The sequence below is a fragment of the Dyadobacter sp. HNCC25DJ185 genome (assembly GCF_056895195.1).
The window spans coordinates 23,519-46,387 of record NZ_JBXHAR010000003.1; the positions used below are offsets into that span (position 1 = coordinate 23,519).

21 protein-coding genes are annotated in these 22,869 nt (G+C 45.9%); 8 read left to right on the plus strand and 13 right to left on the minus strand.

Annotation, left to right across the window (positions count from 1 at the left end; translation table 11 throughout):
* Positions 1–36: 36 nt before the first annotated feature.
* The 7 genes from AC1XUF_RS08710 to AC1XUF_RS08740 all read right to left on the minus strand — a co-directional run bounded on the left by AC1XUF_RS08710 (position 37) and on the right by AC1XUF_RS08740 (position 5,853).
* Positions 37–1,179, minus strand: a complete 1,143-nt coding sequence (locus AC1XUF_RS08710) for a hypothetical protein (protein WP_483341315.1) — start codon at positions 1,177–1,179, stop codon at positions 37–39.
* A gap of 99 nt (positions 1,180–1,278) precedes the next feature.
* On the minus strand, positions 1,279–1,878 hold the full coding sequence (locus AC1XUF_RS08715) for a hypothetical protein (RefSeq protein ID WP_483341316.1): 600 nt from the start codon (positions 1,876–1,878) through the stop codon (positions 1,279–1,281).
* A gap of 12 nt (positions 1,879–1,890) precedes the next feature.
* Complete coding sequence (locus tag AC1XUF_RS08720) at positions 1,891–2,445, minus strand: thermonuclease family protein (RefSeq protein ID WP_483341317.1); 555 nt, start codon at positions 2,443–2,445, stop codon at positions 1,891–1,893.
* Positions 2,442–2,855 carry a hypothetical protein gene (locus AC1XUF_RS08725; protein WP_483341318.1) on the minus strand — a complete coding sequence of 138 codons (414 nt, stop codon included), beginning with the start codon at positions 2,853–2,855 and terminating at the stop codon, positions 2,442–2,444. The genes AC1XUF_RS08720 and AC1XUF_RS08725 overlap by 4 nt, the downstream gene beginning before the upstream one ends.
* A 1-nt stretch (position 2,856) precedes the next feature.
* Positions 2,857–4,086 carry a sulfite oxidase gene (locus tag AC1XUF_RS08730; RefSeq protein ID WP_483341319.1) on the minus strand — a complete coding sequence of 410 codons (1,230 nt, stop codon included), beginning with the start codon at positions 4,084–4,086 and terminating at the stop codon, positions 2,857–2,859.
* 224 nt (positions 4,087–4,310) lie between these two features.
* Positions 4,311–5,102 carry a ferritin-like domain-containing protein gene (locus tag AC1XUF_RS08735; RefSeq protein WP_483341320.1) on the minus strand — a complete coding sequence of 264 codons (792 nt, stop codon included), beginning with the start codon at positions 5,100–5,102 and terminating at the stop codon, positions 4,311–4,313.
* 25 nt (positions 5,103–5,127) lie between these two features.
* Positions 5,128–5,853 (minus strand): ferritin-like domain-containing protein, encoded by a 726-nt coding sequence (locus AC1XUF_RS08740; protein ID WP_483341321.1) that lies wholly within the window; start codon positions 5,851–5,853, stop codon positions 5,128–5,130.
* Positions 5,854–6,433: 580 nt separating this feature from the next.
* Here AC1XUF_RS08740 and AC1XUF_RS08745 point away from each other — a divergent pair.
* A complete protein-coding gene (locus AC1XUF_RS08745; protein ID WP_483341322.1) occupies positions 6,434–6,736 on the plus strand; it encodes a hypothetical protein in 303 nt (100 codons plus the stop codon).
* Positions 6,737–6,859: 123 nt separating this feature from the next.
* On the plus strand, positions 6,860–8,230 hold the full coding sequence (locus tag AC1XUF_RS08750; protein ID WP_483341323.1) for a sigma-54-dependent transcriptional regulator: 1,371 nt from the start codon (positions 6,860–6,862) through the stop codon (positions 8,228–8,230).
* On the opposite strand, the gene AC1XUF_RS08755 is transcribed toward AC1XUF_RS08750, so the two are convergent.
* The 3 genes from AC1XUF_RS08755 to AC1XUF_RS08765 form a co-directional block, all read right to left on the minus strand.
* Positions 8,218–10,743: an ATP-binding protein gene (locus AC1XUF_RS08755; RefSeq protein ID WP_483341324.1), complete on the minus strand. Its 2,526-nt coding sequence runs from the start codon at positions 10,741–10,743 to the stop codon at positions 8,218–8,220. The genes AC1XUF_RS08750 and AC1XUF_RS08755 overlap by 13 nt on opposite strands.
* 201 nt (positions 10,744–10,944) lie before the next feature.
* Positions 10,945–12,882, minus strand: coding sequence for a c-type cytochrome (locus AC1XUF_RS08760; RefSeq protein ID WP_483341325.1), 1,938 nt, complete (start codon positions 12,880–12,882; stop codon positions 10,945–10,947).
* A 28-nt stretch (positions 12,883–12,910) separates the two neighbouring features.
* Positions 12,911–14,755, minus strand: a complete 1,845-nt coding sequence (locus AC1XUF_RS08765) for a 3-keto-alpha-glucoside-1,2-lyase-like domain-containing protein (RefSeq protein WP_483341326.1) — start codon at positions 14,753–14,755, stop codon at positions 12,911–12,913.
* A 220-nt stretch (positions 14,756–14,975) separates the two neighbouring features.
* Between AC1XUF_RS08765 and AC1XUF_RS08770 the strand changes: the two genes are divergently transcribed.
* The 6 genes from AC1XUF_RS08770 to glgP all read left to right on the plus strand — a co-directional run bounded on the left by AC1XUF_RS08770 (position 14,976) and on the right by glgP (position 20,581).
* A complete protein-coding gene (locus tag AC1XUF_RS08770) occupies positions 14,976–15,740 on the plus strand; it encodes a 3-keto-disaccharide hydrolase (protein WP_483341328.1) in 765 nt (254 codons plus the stop codon).
* A gap of 107 nt (positions 15,741–15,847) precedes the next feature.
* The gene (locus AC1XUF_RS08775; RefSeq protein ID WP_483341329.1) at positions 15,848–16,414 is read left to right on the plus strand and encodes a hypothetical protein; all 567 of its coding nucleotides are present in this window, start codon (positions 15,848–15,850) and stop codon (positions 16,412–16,414) included.
* 94 nt (positions 16,415–16,508) lie between these two features.
* Complete coding sequence (locus AC1XUF_RS08780; RefSeq protein WP_483341330.1) at positions 16,509–17,375, plus strand: hypothetical protein; 867 nt, start codon at positions 16,509–16,511, stop codon at positions 17,373–17,375.
* Between the two features lie 145 nt (positions 17,376–17,520).
* The gene (locus tag AC1XUF_RS08785; RefSeq protein ID WP_483341331.1) at positions 17,521–17,682 is read left to right on the plus strand and encodes a chryseobasin-related MNIO class RiPP peptide; all 162 of its coding nucleotides are present in this window, start codon (positions 17,521–17,523) and stop codon (positions 17,680–17,682) included.
* 18 nt (positions 17,683–17,700) lie between these two features.
* Entirely contained in the window at positions 17,701–18,840 is a 1,140-nt protein-coding gene (locus tag AC1XUF_RS08790; RefSeq protein WP_483341332.1) for a multinuclear nonheme iron-dependent oxidase, read from the plus strand.
* A 94-nt stretch (positions 18,841–18,934) separates the two neighbouring features.
* Positions 18,935–20,581 (plus strand): alpha-glucan family phosphorylase, encoded by a 1,647-nt coding sequence (gene glgP / locus AC1XUF_RS08795; protein ID WP_483341333.1) that lies wholly within the window; start codon positions 18,935–18,937, stop codon positions 20,579–20,581.
* Here the strand turns inward: glgP and AC1XUF_RS08800 are convergent.
* The 3 genes from AC1XUF_RS08800 to AC1XUF_RS08810 are packed head-to-tail and all read right to left on the minus strand — an operon-like array spanning position 20,575 to position 22,795.
* On the minus strand, positions 20,575–21,486 hold the full coding sequence (locus AC1XUF_RS08800; protein ID WP_483341335.1) for an SDR family oxidoreductase: 912 nt from the start codon (positions 21,484–21,486) through the stop codon (positions 20,575–20,577). The two genes, glgP and AC1XUF_RS08800, sit on opposite strands and share 7 nt — an antisense overlap.
* Before the next feature lie 11 nt (positions 21,487–21,497).
* The gene (locus AC1XUF_RS08805; RefSeq protein WP_483341337.1) at positions 21,498–22,205 is read right to left on the minus strand and encodes a peptidylprolyl isomerase; all 708 of its coding nucleotides are present in this window, start codon (positions 22,203–22,205) and stop codon (positions 21,498–21,500) included.
* Positions 22,206–22,210: 5 nt separating this feature from the next.
* Positions 22,211–22,795, minus strand: a complete 585-nt coding sequence (locus tag AC1XUF_RS08810; protein WP_483341339.1) for a hypothetical protein — start codon at positions 22,793–22,795, stop codon at positions 22,211–22,213.
* Positions 22,796–22,869: the final 74 nt, after the last annotated feature.

The following is a 22,869-nucleotide window of genomic DNA, read 5'->3' on the forward strand; positions in this document are numbered from 1 at the left end:
CCGCGCCATCGCGGATTATGTAGTCTATTGAAATTGTTACTTGGTCCCCCTTTGGATCAGGTTGAGTTGCCGTGTTGTCAGCTCATTTTTCATCCTGCGGGCCAGGTAGAACTCGCTTTCGAAGAGCTTGATCAGCATGTCTCTTTTGGCATAAAGGCGGTCCCGCTCTGTTTCCGCGGCACTCTGTTCGCGTAATATCTGCCATTTTTTGACCCTTAATTCGTCAATTTCGCTTTGCAGATTCTGGCACTCCGTTTCCCAATTATAGTTATTGTCGTCAAAATCCCGCTGGTCTTTGCGGATGGTGAACCATGCTTGCAGGTCGTTGCGCAAAACAGTAATGTTGCTCAGCAGGAGCTTGCCGGCAAAAAGGAAAAGGAAAAGAACAAAAATGAAAAGTGCAAATGCCTGCCACCAGGTTTGGTAGGTAATTACATTGGCAAATACAAACAAAGCAGTAGCGAAGGGTAAGCCCACTTCTTCCAGCAGTGATTTCCAGGTCACCTGAGATTCGGTGTCGTGAAACAGGGATATCCGGCCAAATAAGCTGAACATACCTGCCAGAAATACACCCAGTGCGATCCAGGAATTGTCGTTGAACACTGGTTTCAGGGATTCTCGGATCAGAAAAAAGTTGCCTACGCACATAACAACGCACAAGCTAATGCCTATCAGCGTGCGTGGCAGGTAGTGCTCGCGCTCGGATCGGCCAGCCGGACTCTTAAGTCTTTCCTGAAGCTCCTCGATGCGGTTGCTTTTCTGGCCAATGAAAAGATTCAGTTCCTGGATCCTCTCATTTTGTTCTTCGATATTAGCAATATGTTCCGCCGCCAGATTTGAGAAATATTTCTGGATAATGTCGGTTTTTTCATGAGGGTCGGACTCAGAAAGTCCGAATAACACACCTTCGTCACGAAGCGTGTCTTCGTCTTCCAGCCAGTAAGGAATTACGATCTCAATTTTTTTGATTTCTGGCTGCTCCCGAACGGGAAGCGGCTCAAATATCCTTGCAGGTGTCTGTGGATCCTCTTTGAGGGATAAATCAGGAACGTTTGTGGTAACGTGAGCAGGTCGGTTTGATAGCTCAGTTTCTGCAACAGGCTCATCGTCATAGTATTGGTGTTCGTCTGATTCTTTGGGACGAAACAAGCCGGCCAGGTATTCAGTCAGTTTTGCCATAAGTTTTCATGGGGGTTAACCTGCGATTATCCATGAAAACAGGGAATATAACTACAATATTGTGATGACTGGCTGGTAAAAAACGTAACGTGCTCTGAATTAGGATATTTCAAACATCTTCTGTAATGCTTGCCAGAGTTTTTTCTTCAGGTTCCGGTCGGCTTCAATGACTACCAGTGGATCTGTCAGCAGGAACCAGATTCCATCTATCAGCTTGGGAGTGTATGGAGCTAACAACAGGTCCAAATGAAGCTTGATCAGAGGAACGCCGAAGGTGATGAAGAAATTGATTTTCTTTTCTCTAAGAACGCGATTGGCGTCCTGACCTGGCAGGAAACTGAAATTAAGAATGTCCGACTTTTCGATCGAATGGCCCACTGCTTTCAGAATGTTGTCGAGAAATAAAGCTTCCGAGGCGATCATTTCCTTTTGCCCGGGCTCGTCAAGCAGGATCAGGATCTGATGTTGAAGGGTTGGGAAGCTCTCCCTGTCGGCGGCGATGATATTATTTTTTGCAGGGACTGTTTCTTGAACCTCGTTAGAGGGTATACGGAGCTTTGGTTGAGTTGGGGCCGACAGTGGTAACGCCTCTGTCTTTATCTCTTTCGCTTCCGATAATTCTGGCGTTATGTGTTCTTCCAATTGGAACAATGTCTCGTTTTGATACAGGATCTGGAAAAGCGCGATGGAATTACTCATAAATTTTCGCTGTTAAAGTTTCCCCAGGAACGCATTTGGCTGGCTCCAAAGGCCAAGTTTTTGTTTCCGTGCCTGAATTTCCAGATTGGAATATTCTACGCTGGTGGAGTATTTTTTGAAATGCACTGCCAGCCCCTTTTTAACAAGTTCTTTGTTCAGGATTTTTCCGTCCGGAAGAACAACCTCTCCTAATAACCGGCCGTATTTGTCAAAGTTACCGTTGTGCCTGATCTGAACAATCCGGTGAAAGCTTTGCTGGCTGGTAAATTGTTTGGCGACTTTGTAAAAAGGCTTTCCACGCTCCGGGCAGTTGATATGTAAAAACCGGATGCGCAATGGTTTGCCTACCCGATGACCCGCCTTTTTTCCTGAAAACAAAAACTTCATTTCAATGGTGTCCCCGTCCTGAATTCCAATTACTTCGGCTTTGAGTGGATTTGGCAGAGTACTCCCGCTGGGAATTTGAACAGCATTATCAACTGTTTTTTGGGTTGATTCAATGGATACGGGTGAAAAAAACGATAATGAAACTATCAGGTAGAGGCTGTAACTTTTAAAACAATTCATCTTTGCTCCAGCTTGTACCATTTGATATTTTTTAATGGCGCCCTTCTCGCTATACCGACCGTTGGGCTGTAATTTTTTTCAAGATAATCCAATACCTGTTTTTCTGTTTCTCCTAAATCCCAAAGATTGTGATTGGCCTGCATCCATCGTATTTTCTGTTTCCAGCCGTCCCTAGTGAACCTGTTTTGGATAATCAGCTTGGATGAATGACAGTTCATACATTGCGCTTTTACCATATAAAGATTTTCATCGGCAATGAGTCCGGTTTCCGGATCTCTTTTAATGGTATCTGATTGCGGTAAAATCTGCCGCGTTGAGGAGTAAGCTGGTGTAGGTTTTTTTATCCAAACGCCGGACATTAATCCCAAAGTGAGCATCAGTCCTGACAATCCTTTTGCGATGTTTTTCATATTATACGACTTTAACTGCAATTCGTTCACACGCATTATTAAGGTAACCCCCGGGGTTCCATGCCGGGATCACCATCGGCTGCGCAACTCCTTTGGTATCGGTGGCGCGTACCCAGACCTCGTAGTATCCTTTCACAGGAAATTTGATTTTTGTATTCCAATGCTGCCATGCAAGCCTGTTTGCGGGAGCTTCCAGCCTACATTCCTTCCACGTTGCCCCGTAATCGGTAGAAATCTCTACTTTTCTGATCGCAAGATCGCCTGCCCATGCGTGGCCACGCAATGTTAGCTCGGTATCTGCCTCAATCATCGCACCTGACTTCGGATAGGTGATCAGGGATTTGACAGGCATCGACTCAATAATTCTGAAATATTGATCGGTTTGAGGGACATCTTCCCCCGGCGCTACTGGATTTCTTGGCATTTTGTAGCTATGACCGTCCATTTTAGCACCGTCATGAACTTTATTTCGGATTGAAATTCCGCTCAGCCATTTGCCTGAAACAGATGCAGGCCATCCGCCAATGACCAGCCGCAGCGGATATCCGTGAAATTCGGGAATGTCTTTTCCATTCAGTTCCCAGGCAAGCAGCGTTTCATCCTCCATCGCCTTAGCTATAGGCACGCCTCTGGATATGGATTCTTTTTTAGGATCTTTACTGAGGTGGAGATCTTTGCTGTGGTAACCTATATAAACTGCGTCGTCTTTGATTCCGACATCAGCCAGAATATCCTTTAAACGCACGCCCGTCCACAGAGCACAATGTACAGCTCCCTGTCCCCACTGATTTCCCGATGCCTGGGGTTGAAAACCTGAGCGACCGTTTCCACCGCATTCCAGCACCAACTGATAAGTATGTTGCTTGAATCTTTTCTTCAATTCGGCCAGCGTGTAAGTTTTAGGGACTTTCGCCGATTCTCCATCAATGGTTAAAGTCCAGCCTTCGACGTCAATTTTTTCGGGGACGAGCCCATTGTTACGTATGAACATTTTTTCAACAGGCGTAATCCGATCGTCGAGCAAATGAACAGGCGATTCTACATTCCAGGGTTTATCTCCCAGCACGGTCATTTCAGTGCTTTTCCCTTTTAATGCATCATTTTCGCCAGAAAATATCGGACCGTCGCCGCCAGGCATTTTGTTGGGGAACGCATGGCCGCTGAGAGCCGTGCCTAGCACGGCGATCCCGCTATTTTTGATAAATGCTCTTCTGTTCTGTGCGGAGTTCATTTTATGGTTCCGGGAATGGGTGGATGAAAACATCAAATTTACATAAACGATATTGTTTAACCCACCAGTTGTAATGTTCAATTAACGGTCTAAACATAAAAAAGAGGCTGCCGGAAGGCAACCTCTTTGGTTTACTGAATAGTGTGTCTCCAAAAGTTAGAACATTACGCTCACTTAAAAAAGTGTGTGTACGCGTTCGACGGGGAGAATTAACTAAATGCTTTCTACGCCTTAATGAACGGCCCTGCAATCGCAAGCACAGCTTCTTTGGTCAACGGCTCATCAAACGCTTCGGTAATTACAGCATTCGATTTTGAGGCCAGACCGGTAAGATCCTTGCCGCCTTGAGTCATGTTTTCTTCTCCTGCGTAGATAGCAGGAACTGCGCCTTCTTTACCAGTTATCCATCCCTTCATTGCCGGATTGCTGGTTACAGTCGCTGCCAGCCTGCGTGTAATAGCTGCATGCCGCGCTTCCACAGAGTGGACCTGTAATGCATACTGGAGTATATCGGGGTCAGCCTGCAATGCGCCGGCTTGCCCCTTATACGCTCTTACGCCCGTATCCTCTAACGCGCTCGAGACGGTTACGAATGTTTTGTAATTGGTAAATACATCAGCAAAGGCGCCATTGTATTTGAAATCGAAAGTTGGTTTGGCAATTGCTTTGGCACCCAATGCCTTTACAAGAAATGCGACATGCTGCGACTCATGTTTGCCGATCTGAGTGAAAATAACCTTGTCTGAAGCAGGAATCAAATTTGCCGCAGCGTTACCCGCTTTGTAAAATTCATCTTCCAGGTATTCCAGTGTCAAGGCGTAGTTGAGTACTGCAATGGCATCTGCAGACTGCGCAAATGCTTTATTAACGATCGAAGCAAAGAGTGTTGGCACGGCGACCTGTGCAACTTTATTGCCAATCCTGTTCATAAAATGACGGCGGGTCGCAAATTCCATACGGCCAATCGCATCACCATCTATTTTTTGAAAATCATCTATTATTTTGAAAATATCCATTATTTCTAATCAGATTAAGGTTGAATTATTTACCGACATTGGCCCCTGTGATCGTATCGGTCACATACCCTTTAACAGCTGCAAGAATATCCGCCGGTGCAACGGCTTTATCCATGCCATTGGCGTCCAGGATATCGTCGCCGGCGAAATCAGCTGATTTGGGGTTAATAAGGTCGCGGATCACGGCCGCATGGCGGGCCTCAACCGAAACAATTTTTCCTGCAAGCAATAGGTAACCACTGTCTTTGAGCAGTTTTCCAGCCCCGTTGTAAGCAGCAACTCCCGTGTCTTCAAAGAGCTTGGCAGCTCCCAGCACGGCATCTTTCTTAGTGAAATCTATAGCGGCAAAATTGGGCGTAAGGCCCTTGATCGCTTTATCGCCCAAAGCGGCTTTAAAAAAATCGCGGTGAACTATTTCATGGTCCCGGATGTCGGTAAGGATTGTTTTTTCGGCATCGGTTATGCCAGCATAAGGGGTTGCGATTACCTGAATGTAAAACGCAGCTTCTAATTGTTCCAGAGCGTATGCATAGTTCAACACGCCAATGTCCCCCGAGCCGAGGTCAACGGCATCGCCTGTGCCTGGGATCATCGGATCGGGATCGTCGTCGCTGCAGGCAGCGCTTATCACAATGGTGCCCAGGGAAGTGGCCAGTCCGGCAGAGCGCAAAAACAAACGTCTGTTTACTACCGACGTGATTACTTCTTTCTCTTTACCGGAATTGTCTTTTGATTTCATCAATCTGTTCATAGCAATAGTGGTTACTGAGTCTCTTATCGTTCGTCGAAAAGATGAATTTGAAAAGACCTACGACCTTGCTTTTGCTTTAGATCAGATGATGGTGAAATATCAAGTTGAAGGAACGGTGTCCAGTTAGTCCCAAAAGCAAAAAAGAGCCTATTTCTAAACTCTTTTGCTTTTGGACCAACCGATAATAAGTATCAAATAACGTTGAGCAATAATGTCTTCAGGAGAGTTAAAAATGAATGTATAGCGTAAGATATATTTTGTCTTGTAGCTCATTTACTACAAAAATATTCATAACTATTTTAGTTCAAATATAATGGAATATGTTTCTAAGTCGAAAAGAATGCCCAAAAAATTTTGAATTTTTTTTAGATGCATCAATATCCTACGGTAACCAGGGATATATTGTTAGTAAAATTCTGATGTTTATTTCTACAAATTTTTGAGTGATCGTACACAGTCATGAAACAAATCTTCCGCATTAATTTTTTTAAAGCCCGTAATCGACTTTTTTTGTACGGCGCAGTTCGGATTTTGATAGCTTCATCATCCAAGACAGAAATTGGTAAACTTAAAATTCAATATGAGAATAGTAACGCTTGCTTTTGCAATACTTGCCCTGACGGAGCATATCTCCGTGACCGGGAATACCTTCTATAAAACGGATATCGTGACGGATATCACTATTGACAAAGTTTCCGTCAGGCCGGAGGATCTCCCCGAAGCCATTAAGTCGGCTTTATCGGGCAGCTATGCGGAGTGGAAGGTAAGCAGCGCCTTCCTGGTTACCAAGGAGGATAACTCTCAGTACTATGAAATTAACATCAGAAAGGGGGAGGAGACTACTACAGTCAATATGGATAAATACGGCAAGAAGCTCGATTAAGCCGTGTAGTTGCGGAAATTATTTATTGCCTGATGAAAAGCCGGAGATTTCTCCGGCTTTTGGGTTTTGTTTTTATAATTTTACATTTACCCGCTCGTAAGTAAATATCAATATTTTGAATCCATGGCTCACCTGCTCCTCGTTGAAGACGATACTACATTCTCCAAACTACTTTCCAATTTTCTTGGAAAACACGGACATCAGGTAAAGGTTTGCTCTAATCTTAGAGAAGCAAGAGAAGCATTAACAAACGGTGGCCCGGAGGGCCCGTTTGAAGTTTTGATGCTTGATTACAGATTGCCGGATGGTAATTCAGTGGATTTTCTGAAAACGCTCCGCAACGAGGGAAACCGGACGGCGGCGTTTATTATGACCTCTTTTCATGACGTCAGGACGGCAGTTACTGCCATGCAAATCGGAGCTTTTGACTACATTACGAAGCCGGTTAACCCGGAGGAGTTGTTGATGGTTTTAAGGGAAGCGCTCAATAAAGGAGAAGTGAGCGGTGTGAAAGCGGTAGCCAAAGCAAAGCCAAACATCAAAAACGACAGGCAATCGCTGGAATATATTGAAGGGAAAAGCAAGATATCCAAGCAACTCTATGAGTACGTCAGGCTGGTGGCACCGACAGACATGTCTGTAATTATCCAGGGAGAAAGCGGAACAGGAAAAGAGCATGTCGCTAAATCCATCCACCGTCTCAGCAAGCGTGCCAACGGGCCGTTTGTTGCCATCGACTGCGGCTCTTTATCTAAGGACTTGGCGGCTAGTGAACTTTTTGGCCATAAAAAAGGAGCTTTTACAGGCGCTTTGTTAGATAAGATCGGTCAATTTGAAGCCGCTGATGGAGGTACGTTATTTTTGGACGAGATAGGAAACCTTGGTTACGATGTGCAGATCAAGTTGCTGAGAGCCTTGCAGGAGCGTATTATCGTACCCATCGGCGCGACGCAGCAGGTAAAAGTGGATGTCCGTTTGATTGCAGCGACCAATGAAGATTTAATGGCCAATGCGGCAACAGGAGATTTTCGGGAGGATCTTTATCACCGGTTGAACGAATTCAAAATCGAGGTTCCTCCCCTCAGAAAAAGAGGAGAAGATCTGGGAATTTTCATTCAATATTTTGTTGATAAGGCCAATCAGGAGCTCGGCAGGAATGTTCGTGAGCTATCCAAAGATGTAATGGATGTTTTCCAGAAATATGATTGGCCAGGGAACTTACGCGAATTGAACAACGTGATCAAAAGGCTGGTGCTGCTTTCAAAGGAGGAAGTCGCTACAACGAGTGCGTTGCCAGCCGAGATGATTACCGCCCTGGAAGAACAGGTAAAGCCTGTTGGGTCTGACTTAAAAGCGCTCCAAGAAACACATGAAAAAGAGATGATCGAAAAGGTCTTGCAAGAGGTACGCTATAATAAAAGCAAAGCGGCAAAATTGCTCAATATCGACAGAAAGACGCTGTATTACAAGATCGAAAAATATCATATTGAGTAGGCCAGCGCCCTTTCCTCTACCAGCTCGATAACTTGGCAGGCATCAGCTACAAGCACTTGCATATTTCCCATTACCGCTTCTGCCGGATTTTCCCTGAGCAGGATTTCGAAATGCCTGAATCTCGCCGAAATGCCCTTGGCTCCTATCTGACCAGTCCTACCCGCCATTCTGTGCATCAGTTCCTGTACTTCTGCCCAATCGTTTCTCCTGAGGTGAAAATGAAGCGCGTTTATATCCTGGCGTGAGTCCTTTACGAATTGGTCCAGAATCTCCCGCATTATACTTTCATCGCCAAATGTCATTTCATTTAACGAAGTGAAATCGATCTCGGCTGTCGTAATGGGGGAGGAGGGTTCTGCCTTGGATGACGATGTTTCCAACAGCTCTAATAGCTCTTTCGAATGAAAAGGTTTCATCAGATAGCCATCGAATCCCATGCTCAGCAGATTGTTTCTCTCTTCGGGGAGCGCCTGCGCTGTGAGTACAAAGAATTTCGTATCCGAGGGCACAGATTTTCGAAGACGTTTGCACATTTCCGCTCCGTTCATGCCAGACATGCGCATGTCGGTCAGGACAAACTTTACCTGGTCATCCCACGGCCTGCTCAGCACTTCTTCTGCAGAGGAGAATGATGTGTGCGCAATACCGTTCATTTCCAGTACGGATGAACACCATTTGAGAATGAAGGCATCGTCATCCACCAGCCATACTTTGCCGGTAATATGGTAGCTCCTTTCCAGTGTTTCTTCTTCGATTTCGGGTGTTTCAGCCTTTTTCATGCGGGTGGTAACCGAAAAAGTCGTGCCTTGGCCAAGTCCACTTTTGACCCTGATGGTGCCGCCCATACCTTCAACCAGGGCTTTCACAATGCTTAATCCCAGGCCAGTACCTCCATAACGGCGTGATATAGAAGGGTCGGCTTGTTCAAATTGGTTAAACACTCTCTGTATCTGTTCGGAAGACAAGCCGATACCTGTGTCCGATATGTGGTATTCCAGCTTAATATCGTTGCCATTTTCAACACCATTCACTTTGAGCACAACCTCTCCGTTTTCGGTAAACTTAATCGAATTGGTCAACAGGTTATATAAAACCTGGCGCAGCCGGAAAGGGTCGCCATTTAAATAGAGATTGGAGGAAAGCGAATTTTCAAGCCTCAAGATCAACCCTTTGGAAAGAGCAGTAGGGCGTAAAACCTGTACAACTTCGTTCAGCAACGGGTTGATGGAAAAAACACGGTCTTCAAACGTGAAGCGGTCGGAAATGATCCGGCTGTAATCCAGAACCTCGTTGACCAGATACAGCAAGTGCTCGGAGGCTGAATGCAGCGTTTCGAGGTCCTGTTTTTTTGGTTTTTCGTCCTTTTTCAAGGCCTCGGTGTACCCGATGATCGATTGCAGCGGCGTCCGTATTTCATGGCTCATATTGGACAAAAACCGTTGTTTGGCCATACTATGGTATTCGGCTTCTTCTTTGGCCTCTTCCAGCTCGCGGCGGTATTGGTTGCTTTTTGTAATATCCGTAAAAATGAAGTAAGCCAGCAGTGCAGTCATAAAGAAAAAGCCCAGCATCACCCATTTGAGGTAATCCACATTTTCCCTGGCAGACCTTTTGGCTTCTTCCGTCTGGCTGTCGGACTGTTTCAAAACCCCACGCTCTACTTCCTGCATGACGTCCAGAAGTTGTTTAACCAATGAATTGCCGGCAACCGCAAGCTGCTGCTCCCGGTCCACAAAACTGGTTGTCCGCACTTTCTGCGATTTCTCAATCGCCTGCACAGCCTCCCCGACTTTCTCAATGGTACTGTCTTCCTGGGCTACTGTAATCGTATCGACCTGAATATTTACCTCCTGTTTCTGTACCACCTTTGCGGGCTCCACAGGTGCCTTTTTCGCTTTTTTTGAACTTTTGAAAACCCGGTTAAAAAAGCCCCTTTTTTGAGTCGCCTTCTGTGTTGAGTCTGGCAATTCGGTGTAGACAGTAGTAGTCGTGGTTCGTTTTTCTGTTTTAACAACAGTACTATCTGGCTTTGCTTTGGTGGTAGTGATGAGCCCGGAGATCGATTTGACTTCGTCTTCGAGGTCTTTATTGTTTACCAGTTTGGACCTTACCTTTACATAATTGCCATATATCTCCTCTCTTTGCTTCAGAATGGTCCTCATCGAGTCAATCCGGATGATTTGTTCATCGTCCCCGATACTCAAATTACTCAGAGAATCAAGGGAAGCCATCAGTTCCTTGGATTGGGCTTGTACCTGCTCGCTCTGCTCTTCGCCCTTTACAGTACGGCTGTTTTGAAGCTGGTCGAGCTGGAGAATGTTCTTAAAGATCTTGTTGACTAATCTCAGCTTATCATTGGGCGTTGATAGTACGTCCAGTTTGTCGACCATTTCAGCAAATGCATATCTACTGATAAACCAGGAGGCAGATAGCGCAAGTGTGGCAATGAAAAATCCGAGCAGGACTTTTCCTTTGACCGATTTTAAAATGGACGGGTCACTTAACGTTGGCATAGTGAACGGGCAAATCTTACAATACCAAGTAACGCATTTTAGCTATTAAATGGTGCAATTGATATGCATCTATCTGATTTCTAGCGTGAATATAATGTATTAACAGAGAATCCCGTAACAGGTCACGAAAGGAAAAAGACTGCCCGAACAAGAAGGCAGTCTTTCGAAACGATTTTGCAAAAATGGTTTAAATCGCTGGTTTTATTTTGCCAATGAATTGATCCAGGCTGCAATTTTAGCTGCGTCGGCTTTGGAAACTTGGGGCATTGGGGCCATTGGCGTTGCAAAATCCGGCCAGTTTTCAGGTTTTGGACTGTAAATCAGCTCTACGATTTTTTCATTGCTGTACTTGCGTTTGGCAACGTCCGTGTACGAGGGACCTACCACTTTCTTGTCGGCCGCATGGCAGGCCAGACAGGTATTTTTTTCAAGAAGCGGTTTTACTTCAGCCCATGTGGGTGTTTTGGTAGATGCAGCAGTTGTCGCCTTACCTTTCCCGTCCGGAGATACATGCTCTTTTTCAGTAGCCGTCGTTGTGGAAGAAGACGCACTTCCGGAACGTGTCGTTTTCAGTTCGGAAACTTTCAGCTTTTCGCCGTCAGGGATGTTGTTCAATGTATAATAAGCATCCGGGTGAACCAGAGACCAGCTGTTGGTGGCGGCTCGAACTCCTTCCAATTGGATCTTGTGAACATAATACTGTTTCAACTTGTCCAATACAATGCGCACTTTTTTATTATCGTCGGAAACTTTCACGCCAGTTACTTTCACTTCTTCCAGGTTGATCTGAGGACTTCCGTATACAGGGTAGTGTTTGTAGATGTAGCTGCTCACCTTGTATGAATCGAGATCTTCGGCCGACTTACGGTCTACCGGCATGGTGAACTCGATTTCAAAACCGTCTGGCTGTGCTTTTACTGTGTACATTTCGAAGGGCATTTTCCCATTCCAGACGAGCCTTTGCAATCCCTGGTTGGCATCTCCTGCCGATCCCCAGCCGCGGTTGGTTTCACCCACAAACATGGAGCCGTCTTTGTCAAAAGCCATTCTCAAGACACCTGACTGGAAACCGCTGCGGAAACCAATGCTCGCGCCCTGGTATTCGCCTTTTACTTTTTCAAGTACAATCCGCATGATGTTGCTTTGGCCCTGATCGCCCACGAAAACCTGACCGGTAAATGGTCCGAAGTTTCCATTGGTATTGTCCAGGATCAGTTCCGAAGTAGAAACTCCGTGAACCCCATAAGGCAGCCATACAGCCGGCAGCTGCACCATATCATATTTTTGTTTCAATTGGTACAAAAACTGCGGCTCTTCATTGCGGGTATTTTCAGGTTTGATCGCGTTTCCTTTGGCGTCTTTTTCCTGGCGGTTGTCGCGCTCTGCGAAAAATTGCTTCTCCGTCAGCTTAACTGGCGAATTAGGCAATCCAGCCCATTTCAAGCCGGCAGGATGGCCCATGAAGCTTCCTTTTTTTACCTGGAAAATACCACCGGTACCCATCCAGTCGCCCTGGTTATCCGTATAGAAAAGTTCTCCGTTCAGCATGCTGATACCCGCAGGGGAACGGACTCCGGTAGCCCAGGGTTCGTATTTGCCGTCATTGGTAATATGGAAAATCCATCCGCGGCCCGGAACACGACTTTCGCCCCTCCACCATTCTTCGTCTCCGAAGGCCACATTACCACTTACAAAGAAGCTGCCATCGGGAGCCAGTTTGGGCCCGAATGAATATTCATGGTAATGACCGGATAATGGCCATGCATAAACGGTTTCGTAAACATCAGCCTTACCATCGCCGTTCTTGTCGATCAGCTTGGTCAATTCACCACGCTGCGCACAGAACAATGCGCCTTCCTTGTAGGCAAGTCCAAGAATTTCATGAAGGCCTGTTGCGAATTTCCTGAAATACGGCGTACGGCTGGTAGGGTTATCCACGATCCAAACCTCACCGCGACGTGTTGAAATCGCCAGGGAACCATTGGGCATTGTCGTTAATCCCCCCACTTCCAATATAATTCCCTCGGGAATCGGCGGCGTGATGATTTTATAAAAGTCTTCTTCTTTTGGTGATTCCTGAGCTCTTGCCGAGGTAAGAGCAGCCAAAAGGATTAATGTTAATTGAATTAATTTTTTCATTATCTATTGAGGTATATCAGGATTAATATCAGAACAGGATTGAATACTTTATTTCGCCGGTTCCAACGGGAATCAGCAATTCCTGCAATCCATCAGCGCTTCTGATCTCAGGTTTAATACTTTTGTCGGCCAATTGGATGTAATAGGATTTATTATCCACCGCGTAAAGGCCTTCGCCTACTTTCTCAATCGAAGAGCCGTCGGCCAGTCGGGCTACCAAACCTTTGGCAGGGTTGTTCACTTTTACTATCCTTTCGAAATACTGGTTGTTAACCACCGAAACATAATCAGTAACCGTCGAGCCGAATGCCTGGTATTGGAAAGTAGGCACATCCATCTCATCCAATACATACCCTTTCGGGCGGTATCCGCTGCCTGTCGTATCAGTTACCCATTTGGATTTGCCAGTCACTTTGCCCAGCAGCATATCGTCGCCCAATAAAGTCACGCTACCTCGCGGACGTGAAGATCCGTCGCCGCGATCGTGCCACATCGGGGTAGCGTCGAGAAATTCGCCTCGCCAGATCTGAAGCACATTTCCTTTGTCAAGATCATAGGTATAGTGCAGGTTAGAAGGGCTTCCCACGGAAACTGCATGCACGATGCGTTGTCTTTTAGCCTTATCATCTTTCTGGAAATCCATAAAGCTGCGGATAATGGTATTGGTTCCGGCGTTGATCAGGATAGGATCAGTAGAGCCCGCTGCCATTGCCGAGCTTTTGGTATGGTAAGCCACCTCTCTGAAACCCGGACCGCTTACCCAAAGACCCAGGACCGGACGCATCCAGCCATCTCTTTTGTTATTGAATATTTCGATGGTATGGTCACCCGCTTTGAGGTTAACCTTTCCATTGCGGAATTCATTGTTGCTTTTCCACTCAGGTTCAATCACTGATTTACCGTCGATTTTCAGATACGAATTTCCGGAAGCCTGTAATTTGAAATTGTAGTCGCCGGCGGTTGGCGCATTGTATCGGCCGTTGTAAACGTAGGAGTAATTGTTGTTCTCTTTCAGGATCTCCCAGGTCAATGCCTCTGACTTGCCAGTTTCATCTGGGGTTTGTTTAGACAAATCCTCCGTTTCGAGCAATCCACCGTAATAAGTTTTGTAAGTAAGCTCCGACAACGTTCCCGGTTTTTGATCGAAATTATTGATGATGATATTCTTAATCGCCAGTGAACCGTGGTCGCCCTGGATACGGATCGGGCCCATTGGAACATCCTCCGTCAATGCTCCGCGTGTCGGGCCGCTTACCTCCACATTTTCATGAATGGTAACGCCGTTTAAAACAATGGATAAGAAAACAGCATTGGAGATTTTCTTGCCATTGGCGTCGAAACGGGGTGCCTGGTAGGATATCTTGATATTTTGCCAAAGGCCTGGTGCTTTCGCTACATTGAAACGCGGCGCATATCCCTCATATCCTTTTTGTCCTTCGGGTTTCGCATCGTTCCAGCGTTCGTAAATTCCGCCATTATCATTGTATTTGGCTGTTTTTTTGCCCCAGCTGTCGAAAAGCTGTACTTCGTAATTCCCCTGCAGATAGATTCCGGAGTTGGATCCTTTGGTCATCATGAAGTCGAGTTCGATATCCAGGTCGCCATGTTTGAAGTTCGAGATCAGCTCGTAATCATTTCCATACTTGCCTTTTTCATGAATACAAGCCAAAACGCCTTTTCCCGGAGTGGTAACCAGTACGTTTTCCTTGGAAATGTCGGCAGATGCATTACCTACGATTTTCCAGTTGTCCGATTTGGTAGTGAATGCGCTGAGGTCGTTGAGGGGGATAGTCTGCTGGGCACAGACGTCCTGTACACAAACAGCTGCGATGCCACAAGCGAGTTGCAACAAAGTACTTTTGAATTTAAACATACTTGGATTAAGCTTGGTCGGTTTTACATAACAACCTCCGCGAGAACTCCGGGAGTCGAACCGCACCGGGCCCGGCCTTTCCGGGACGAAGGCGGTGCAAATTACGTGATAAGAATCCGTATTTAATTAGGTGAGAAACGCATTTGTTAATGCTTTTTAATTAATGTTGTGTTTTGATATTATTTCAATGAGTTATTAGACTAAACAGTTACTTCTCAAAATGAAAAAATTAATGCTTACCGCGTTCAGCCTGGCCTCTGCCTTTGCAGCTCATGCGCAATTGCAACCTGCCAAGCAAACGCCCGAATCGAGTGAACTATGGAGCCCGGTTCCACGTATTGTAACGCCTGGTAAAATCACTCCGGCCCTTTCCGGCTTCACTGCGCCCTCCGACGCGATCGTGTTGTTTGATGGTAAAAACCTGGACGCCTGGGTTTCGGGTAAAGACGGAAAATCGCCGGCTCCCTGGACAGTGGCAGACGGTGCCATCACGGTCGCTCCTAAATCCGGAGATATCGTAACCAAGCAGACTTTCGGTGATTATCAGCTTCATATCGAATGGCGTACCCCTGCGAAAGTGGAAGGAAGCAGCCAGGGACGTGGAAATAGCGGTATTTTTATGCAGGGTATTTACGAATTGCAGGTATTGGACAGCTATAACAATGTAACTTATTCCAATGGTCAGGCAGGTTCTATTTACAAGCAAACGATGCCTTTGGTAAATGCTTCTGTAGGTCCGGGTGAGTGGCAGGTTTATGATGTGATTTACACAGCACCCCACTTCAACAAAGATGGCCAGATGCTTATCCCTCCTTATATTACCGTGATCCACAATGGAGTTTTGGTTCAAAACCATACGATGATCCAGGGAACAACCCCTTATGTTGGTCAGCCGATGATCGAACCTCACGGAAAAGGCCCAATCAAATTGCAGGACCACAACAACACGACGAGTTTCAGGAATATCTGGATCCGCGAATTGTAAGACTAGGGTCAGGAATGAAAATTTTAAAGGCTTAAACGGTTGAAACATCGTTTAAGCCTTTTCTGTTATCATTACAATCGTTAATTGCCAGTAAAGAAACCGTTGCCATGCAGGAAATTGAACCCTATTACAATTGGGAAAAACATTATGTAGCCAGTCATGATGAGCGTTCGCCATTTTTTGGAAGGACCTATAATCTCGATTACTATGAAAATGCAATCTATGGCTACTATATACACCCGCTTTGGGATGAAATAGGCTCGGAAACACTATATGTTAAAATCCTTTATGCCGATTACAATAAGCACTATGCCATCGTTGAAATGTTCGGGGAATGGAATGACGCTCTGCACAACGATATCATGTTCTTCAAGCGCCAGGTTGTGGACCCGCTGATCGATCAGGGGATCAACAGGTTTATTCTGCTGGGCGAAAATGTACTGGACTTTCACGGCGGAGAAGACGATTATTATGCCGAATGGTTTGACGACGTGGAAGACGGATGGATTGCGGCAGTCAGTTTCAGGGAGCACGTGGAGGAGCAATGGAAGAAATTCAGGCTCGATTATTATATCAATTTTGGGGGTACGCTGCACCTCAATAACTGGCGAACCCTGCAGCCCGAGCCTTTTTTTGAATTGGTTAAAAATTTGATGATAAGAAGGTTAGAGTGAAAGAAAGGTGCCCGCATTGTTTGCAACGTTGGGAACTCCTTTGTAGCTTTCGAATTCATCCTGTTCAACTTTAAAACCCTTAAACCTGATTCCCATGCCCGAAAATGAGAAACTTATTCCTGAGGATTCACAGGAATCGCTGGAAAACAAAACCGAAGAACTGAAAGCTACAACTGCGGAGGCCAAGGACGAGATCGTGGAGGAAGTGCTGGAAATTAAAGATGAGGCAGGTGATGCAGTAGAAGCAGAAGCTGAAAAAGCAGAAGCTATTGCCGAAGAAAAACTGGAAGAGGCCGAAAACGCAGCCGACGGTATTAAATCCGAGGCTTATGAAACGCTGGACGACCTGAAAGCCGAAGCGGAAACCAAGGTGGATGAGACCAAAGAAGCAGCATTGGAAATCGAGGAAAATATTTCTGATAAGGTGGATGAACTGGAAATAGAGGCGGAAGAAAGAGCAGAGGAAGTGAAAGCTGCTACTGAGGACAAAACGGAGGAGGCGAAAGAAATTGTGGCTAAGATTAAGGAAGAAGCCGCCTCCAAGGCGGAAGAGGTTAAAGAAGATGCAACAGCAGTCAAGGAAGAGGTGGCTGAGAAAGCTGAGGAAGTCAAATCAGGCTTTTCGGCCAAAGCTGAACAGCTTCAAAATGAAGTAGAACTGAGCATTGCGGCTGGGAAAGTAAAGGCAGAAGAAGTGATTGCGGACCTGACTGAGAAAGCAGGTGAATTCAAGGAAGCAGCGGCTGAGAAATTTGAAGACCTCAGGGAAGATGCAACCGAAGCTTTTGAGGAAGCAAAAGTAGTTGCAGCAGAAAAACTGGAAGAAGCGAAGGTCAAGGCAGCGGAGCTAAAAGCAAAAGCCGCCGAAGAATTGGAAGAACTGAAGGAAGTGGCCTCAGAAAAAATCGTAGAAACCAAAACGAAAGCAAAAGGTTTTTGGGCCAGGTTATTTGGTAAATAAGGAACTGCATATAGCCAAGTGCCTGATCCGGCCGGATCAGGCACTTTTTGTTTATTGCGGATTTAAAAATAAAAAATGGTTACAACCTATTTCTGCCATTTTTTATCCTGTTAGGGTATTTCAATTCACCTTAACATTCCGTCCCATGAAAATCCCTAAATCTATTTTACAGGCAGTAGCCGTGTCGGTTGCTATTGCCACAATCGCTTCCACAGCTGCCTGTACGGATAGCCTGATTAAACCGAACGGCGAAAAAAAGGAAAACACCAAAAAAATGGATCCTTGTCCTGCTTGCGGAATGGGTTAACCCATTTAAGGTCAGCCTATGTCAGTGATTCACTCTTCCATCGCCTGCAATCTTGACCCTCACATGCTGATGGCATCGCTGCCATTGTTTGAACAGGAAAAAGTAGAGGCCGTCGAATGGTCTTTTGATACCCTTTTCAAATGGAAAGAAATTCCTTCCTGGTTTGCCGATCTGGTCGGCGAATTTGGTAAGAATGGCAGGCTGGTTGGTCATGGCGTTTATTTTTCACTGTTTTCGGGCAAATGGTCCCCTGAACAGCAACATTGGCTGGACCGCCTCCGGCAATTGAGTGCCGATTTTCATTTTGACCATGTGTCGGAACACTTTGGTTTTATGACTGGTGATGATTTCCACAAAGGCGCTCCGATTGGGATACCCTTTACTGCATCTACTTTACATATTGGTCAAGACAGGTTGAAAAGAATTCAGGATGCCTGCCAGTGCCCCGTGGGGCTCGAAAACCTGGCTTTTTCTTACTCGGTCGAGGAAGTTAAAAAACATGGAGATTTCCTCGATCAACTGGTAGGAAGTGTCAATGGGTTTATCATTCTGGATTTGCATAACCTGTATTGTCAAAGTCATAATTTTGGCATTCCTTTTGAAAAAATGATGTCTTTGTATCCGATCGACCGGGTAAGGGAGATCCACATTTCCGGAGGCAGCTGGGATGATCAGTCAGAGTACCATCATAAAATAGTCAGAAGGGATACTCATGACGAATCCGTGCCGGCCGAGGTTTTTGATTATCTGAAACGGGCTGTTACCCGTTGCCAAAATCTCAAATACGTTGTATTGGAACAGCTGGGAACAGCCTTGGAGACGCAGGAACAGCAGGAAGCGTTCCGCGCGGATTTTGTAAGGATGGACGAAATTGTTAAAAGTGCCGCCATCAAATCTTCGGGACTTACCGTTAATACCTTCCTTCCGAAGTACCCGTTGATGCTGGACCAAAAGCCGCCCGAAAATGCCTTGTTATATAGTCAGCAAACACAACTGTCGCATATTCTTGAAAATGCGGCAAATATTGATCAGGCAAGGGAAATGCTCGCAAATTCTGTGCTGGCCCGGTCAGAGTGGGGTATTGAACAATGGGAACCGGTTATGCTGGACACTGCCATTGCCATCGCGCAAAAATGGAAAAATGGTTTTGATTCATAAATCTCGTGGTGAATCAGTAAATTTCACGGCAGATCATGGCATAATTTTATAGCCTGGTTTTTCTGAAATCTTACTTTCACAAAAAAACTCCCTGATGTCACAACCAACTTTTTCAATTCCCTACCAGCATCCATTCACTCCGGATAAAAAGTATAAAAAATCAGTTGCCTATTTTTCAATGGAATTTGCCGTCGATCAGGCTTTAAAGATCTACTCGGGAGGGCTGGGTTTCCTGGCCGGCTCGCATATGCGAAGCGTTTATTCCCTGAAACAAAACCTGATCGGGATTGGTATGTTATGGAAACTCGGCTATTACGACCAGGGACGAAAGCGCGATGGCAGTATGCAACCGGAATTCCGCGAAAAAATGTATTCCTTTTTAACGGATACAGGTATACGCTTTCAGGTCCCCATCATGGGAAAGCAGGTTTGGATTGCCGCTTATTACTTGCCACCTGATGTTTTCCGGTCTGCCCCCCTGTTTTTATTGACAACTGATACCGACGGTAACGACGAAAGCACGCGCGCCATTTCCTATTCGCTTTACGATGCAGATGCTTCCTACAAAGTGGCGCAGTGCATGGTTTTAGGGATTGGAGGGGCAAGGCTTCTGGAAGAACTGCAATACGAACCTCAGGTATATCATTTCAATGAAGCTCATGCCGTATCGGCCGTTTTCCATTTATTTAAAAAATACGGAAAGGTAGCCGAGGTAAAGAAGCGTGTGGTTTTTACAACCCACACCCCGGAAGAAGCCGGCAATGAAAAGCATGAAATTCATTTTCTCGAAAACCTCGGATTCTTTTCGGGCTTGGATCTCGAAACCGTCCGAAAAATCAGTGGCAGTAAGGATAATATCTTCAATCATTCATTGGCGGCACTGAGCCTGAGCCGGAAGGCGAACGCTGTTTCCAAACTGCACGGTGAGGTTTCTCGGGAAATGTGGAAGAGCTATCCTAAGATTGCACCGATCGATCACATCACCAATGCCCAAAATAACGATTACTGGGTAGATAAAGAGCTTGAAAAGGCGCGAGTCGGCGCAGATCATGCCAGAATTGCCGCCAGAAAGAAGGAACTGAAAGCGGTACTGTTCAAAACAGTGGCTGACCAATGTGGAAAGATCTTTGATCCGGAAGTCCTGACCATCGTGTGGGCCAGGAGATTTGCTGCTTACAAAAGACCCGATATGCTGGTTTGGGATCTGGAGAGATTTAAGAAGCTGATGTCCGACACCGACCAGCCTATCCAGGTGATCTGGGCGGGCAAACCCTATCCAAAAGACGAGGGGGCGATCAATACCTTCAATCACCTGTTCTATCTGAGCCACCTTTTTCCCAATATGGCTGTGCTTACAGGCTATGAATTGGGGCTTTCCAAATTATTAAAGGATGGTTCCGATGTCTGGCTCAATACACCGGTCGTAACCCGAGAGGCTTCCGGCACCAGTGGGATGACGGCTGCCATGAATGCTTCTTTGAATCTGTCAACTTATGATGGCTGGATTTGTGAATTCGCCAAGGACGGTGAGAATTCATTCATTCTGCCTGTTGCAAAAGGCGATGATATCAATAAGCAGGACTGTGATAATCTCCTGGAAAAGCTGGAAACGACGGTGATCCCAACTTACTATACCAATCAGGATAAATGGCAACAGCTGGTTTTCAATAGCATGAACGACGTGAACGTCGAATTCAATTCGGATCGCATGGCGAGAGAATATTATGAGAAGCTTTATTGAGCTCCCATTTGCCTGGCCAATATTGCAATTCCTTCCTGAAACGAATGCGGCTGGTAACCCAGGATTTGTTTTGATTTTGTTAAGTCAAAGCCCGTCCTGGGTGGCCTGCGGGCGGGTTGTGTAAATGCGGAAGCGTCTGTGGGCGAGATCAGTGCGGTATCCAGAGAAAAATATTCCGCAGTCATGATCGCCATATCATAAGGCGTGAGAAAATCTTTTCCGGAGATATGAAATATTCCTTTTGCTTTTTTTTCGGCAATCAGGAAACAACCCATTGCCAGGTCTTCGGCAAGTGTAGGCGTCCTGAACTGGTCGGTCACCACCATGATCTGTTTGCCCTCCTCTAATGATTTTTTTACCCAGAGCATAATATTACTGCGGCTCATATCGTGCGCGATGCCATAAACCAGGACCGTCCGTGCAATGGCCCAGTCAATTCCCGAATGGCTAACCGCCTTTTCTGCCGCATACTTGCTCCAGCCGTAAAAGCTGATTGGATTCGGCAAATCATGCTCACTGTACGGGCCCGAAGTGCCGTCGAAAACGAAATCTGTTGATAAATGCTGCAGAAAAACGTCATATTTTTTACAGGCCCCGATCAGGTTTTCAACAGCCGTAACATTGCGTTTCCAACAACCTTCTTTGTCCAATTCGCATTGATCGACGTTCGTCATTGCGGCGGTATGGATCAGTACCTCGGGGCGCACCGATCCAACGATCTGGTTCACTTGCTGCGGATTGGTGATATCCATTTCGAGATATTGGTAACCTTCCCGGATGGGCAGACGGTTAGGTCCAATAGCCGTGGCCGTTGTTTCAAATCCGGGTTGCTGAATAAGTAATTCAACTAATTTCTGGCCCAAAAGACCATTGGAACCGGTTATCAGGATTTTTGTCTTTTCCAATGGGTAGTGTTTTATGCCTCGTATTTCCAGCCGTATTTTTTTGTGATTTTCTTCTTCTTCATTTTCTTAACGGAAACCTTCATGGAAATGTCTTTTTCAGGCCGGTCCCTTTCGTCCTTGTCTACCGAAGCAATTTTGTCCACTACTTCCATTCCGTCGACCAACTGACCGAAAACGGTGTAAGACCCGTCCAAATGTGGTGTTCCGCCAATGGTTTCATATACTGTCCGCTGCTCTTCGGTCAATTTTCTTGCGGCGCGGGCTGCTTGTTTGTCAAGGTCGGCTTTGCTCCATTTTCTTCCTTCCACGATGTAAAACTGGCATCCGCTCGATTCCTTGGCCGGATTGTTATCCCGCGCAGCGGCGAGCGCCCCTTTCTGATGAAAAAGTTTAGGGCTGAACTCAGCCGGTACTTTGTACCCATTTTCTCCATTGCCGACACGGTCCCCGGGCTTGGCGTTCTTTGAAGTAGGATCACCGCCCTGGATCATAAAATCATCGATCACCCGGTGGAAAAGAGTCCCATCATAAAATTTGTCGCCTGCCAGTTTCAGGAAGTTGGCTTTGTGTTTTGGGGTTTCGTCAAACAGGATAAAACGCATGGTGCCTTTGTCTGTGGCAATGGTGACGACTTCGTCCTTCTTCGATTTTTTTTGAGCAAAAATATGGACAGAAATTAGGCACAGGACGCCCAGGGTTATTATTTTCTGGTTTTTCATAGATATTATTTTGCAGCTAAAACGGTTTTATCGGCGGGGGAAAACTGGAATTTCAGTCCATAATCCTTTCCTTCCGAAACATCTTCCATGTTTACTTTTATTGATTTGTTGTTCCAGGTCAATTTCTTGCCTTCCTCTTTTGGCGCGGCATAGTTTTCCGTAAAATGGGCTTTGCCAGCGTTCCACAATTGTTTGGTAGCTTCGGTGCTGTTGAGGTATACATCAACGGTTATCCTGTTGACCTTTTTGTCGGCCGCGAAAAAGTATTGAATATCAATGGTTTCCAGTTGTGCTGTTTCAGACGTATATCCGAGGTGGTCAGGCGTTTCCTCGAACATCTCAAAGGTTTCGGCGGCCTTGACCTTGCTGATAGGGTCCCCGAAGGCTACGCCTCTCACGATACTGCCGTCGGAATTTCCCAGAATCATCTTCAACAACGCCGATTGATTGCTGTTCAGGTCGTTTGCCGCAGGCGACGGTAATAGTACTGAATCAGGGGAGTTTTCGGTCTTTTCACTGGTTTTGGTGTCGCAAGCTATTGCAATCGTTGCCAATAGGACGGCTGGCAGCCAGCTTTTCAAATATTTCATGAAGGTGTATATTATGTTCGTTCATTCAGGTTTAAAATCCGGTAAAATAGTCATGCCTTCGGGGTCATCAGGAC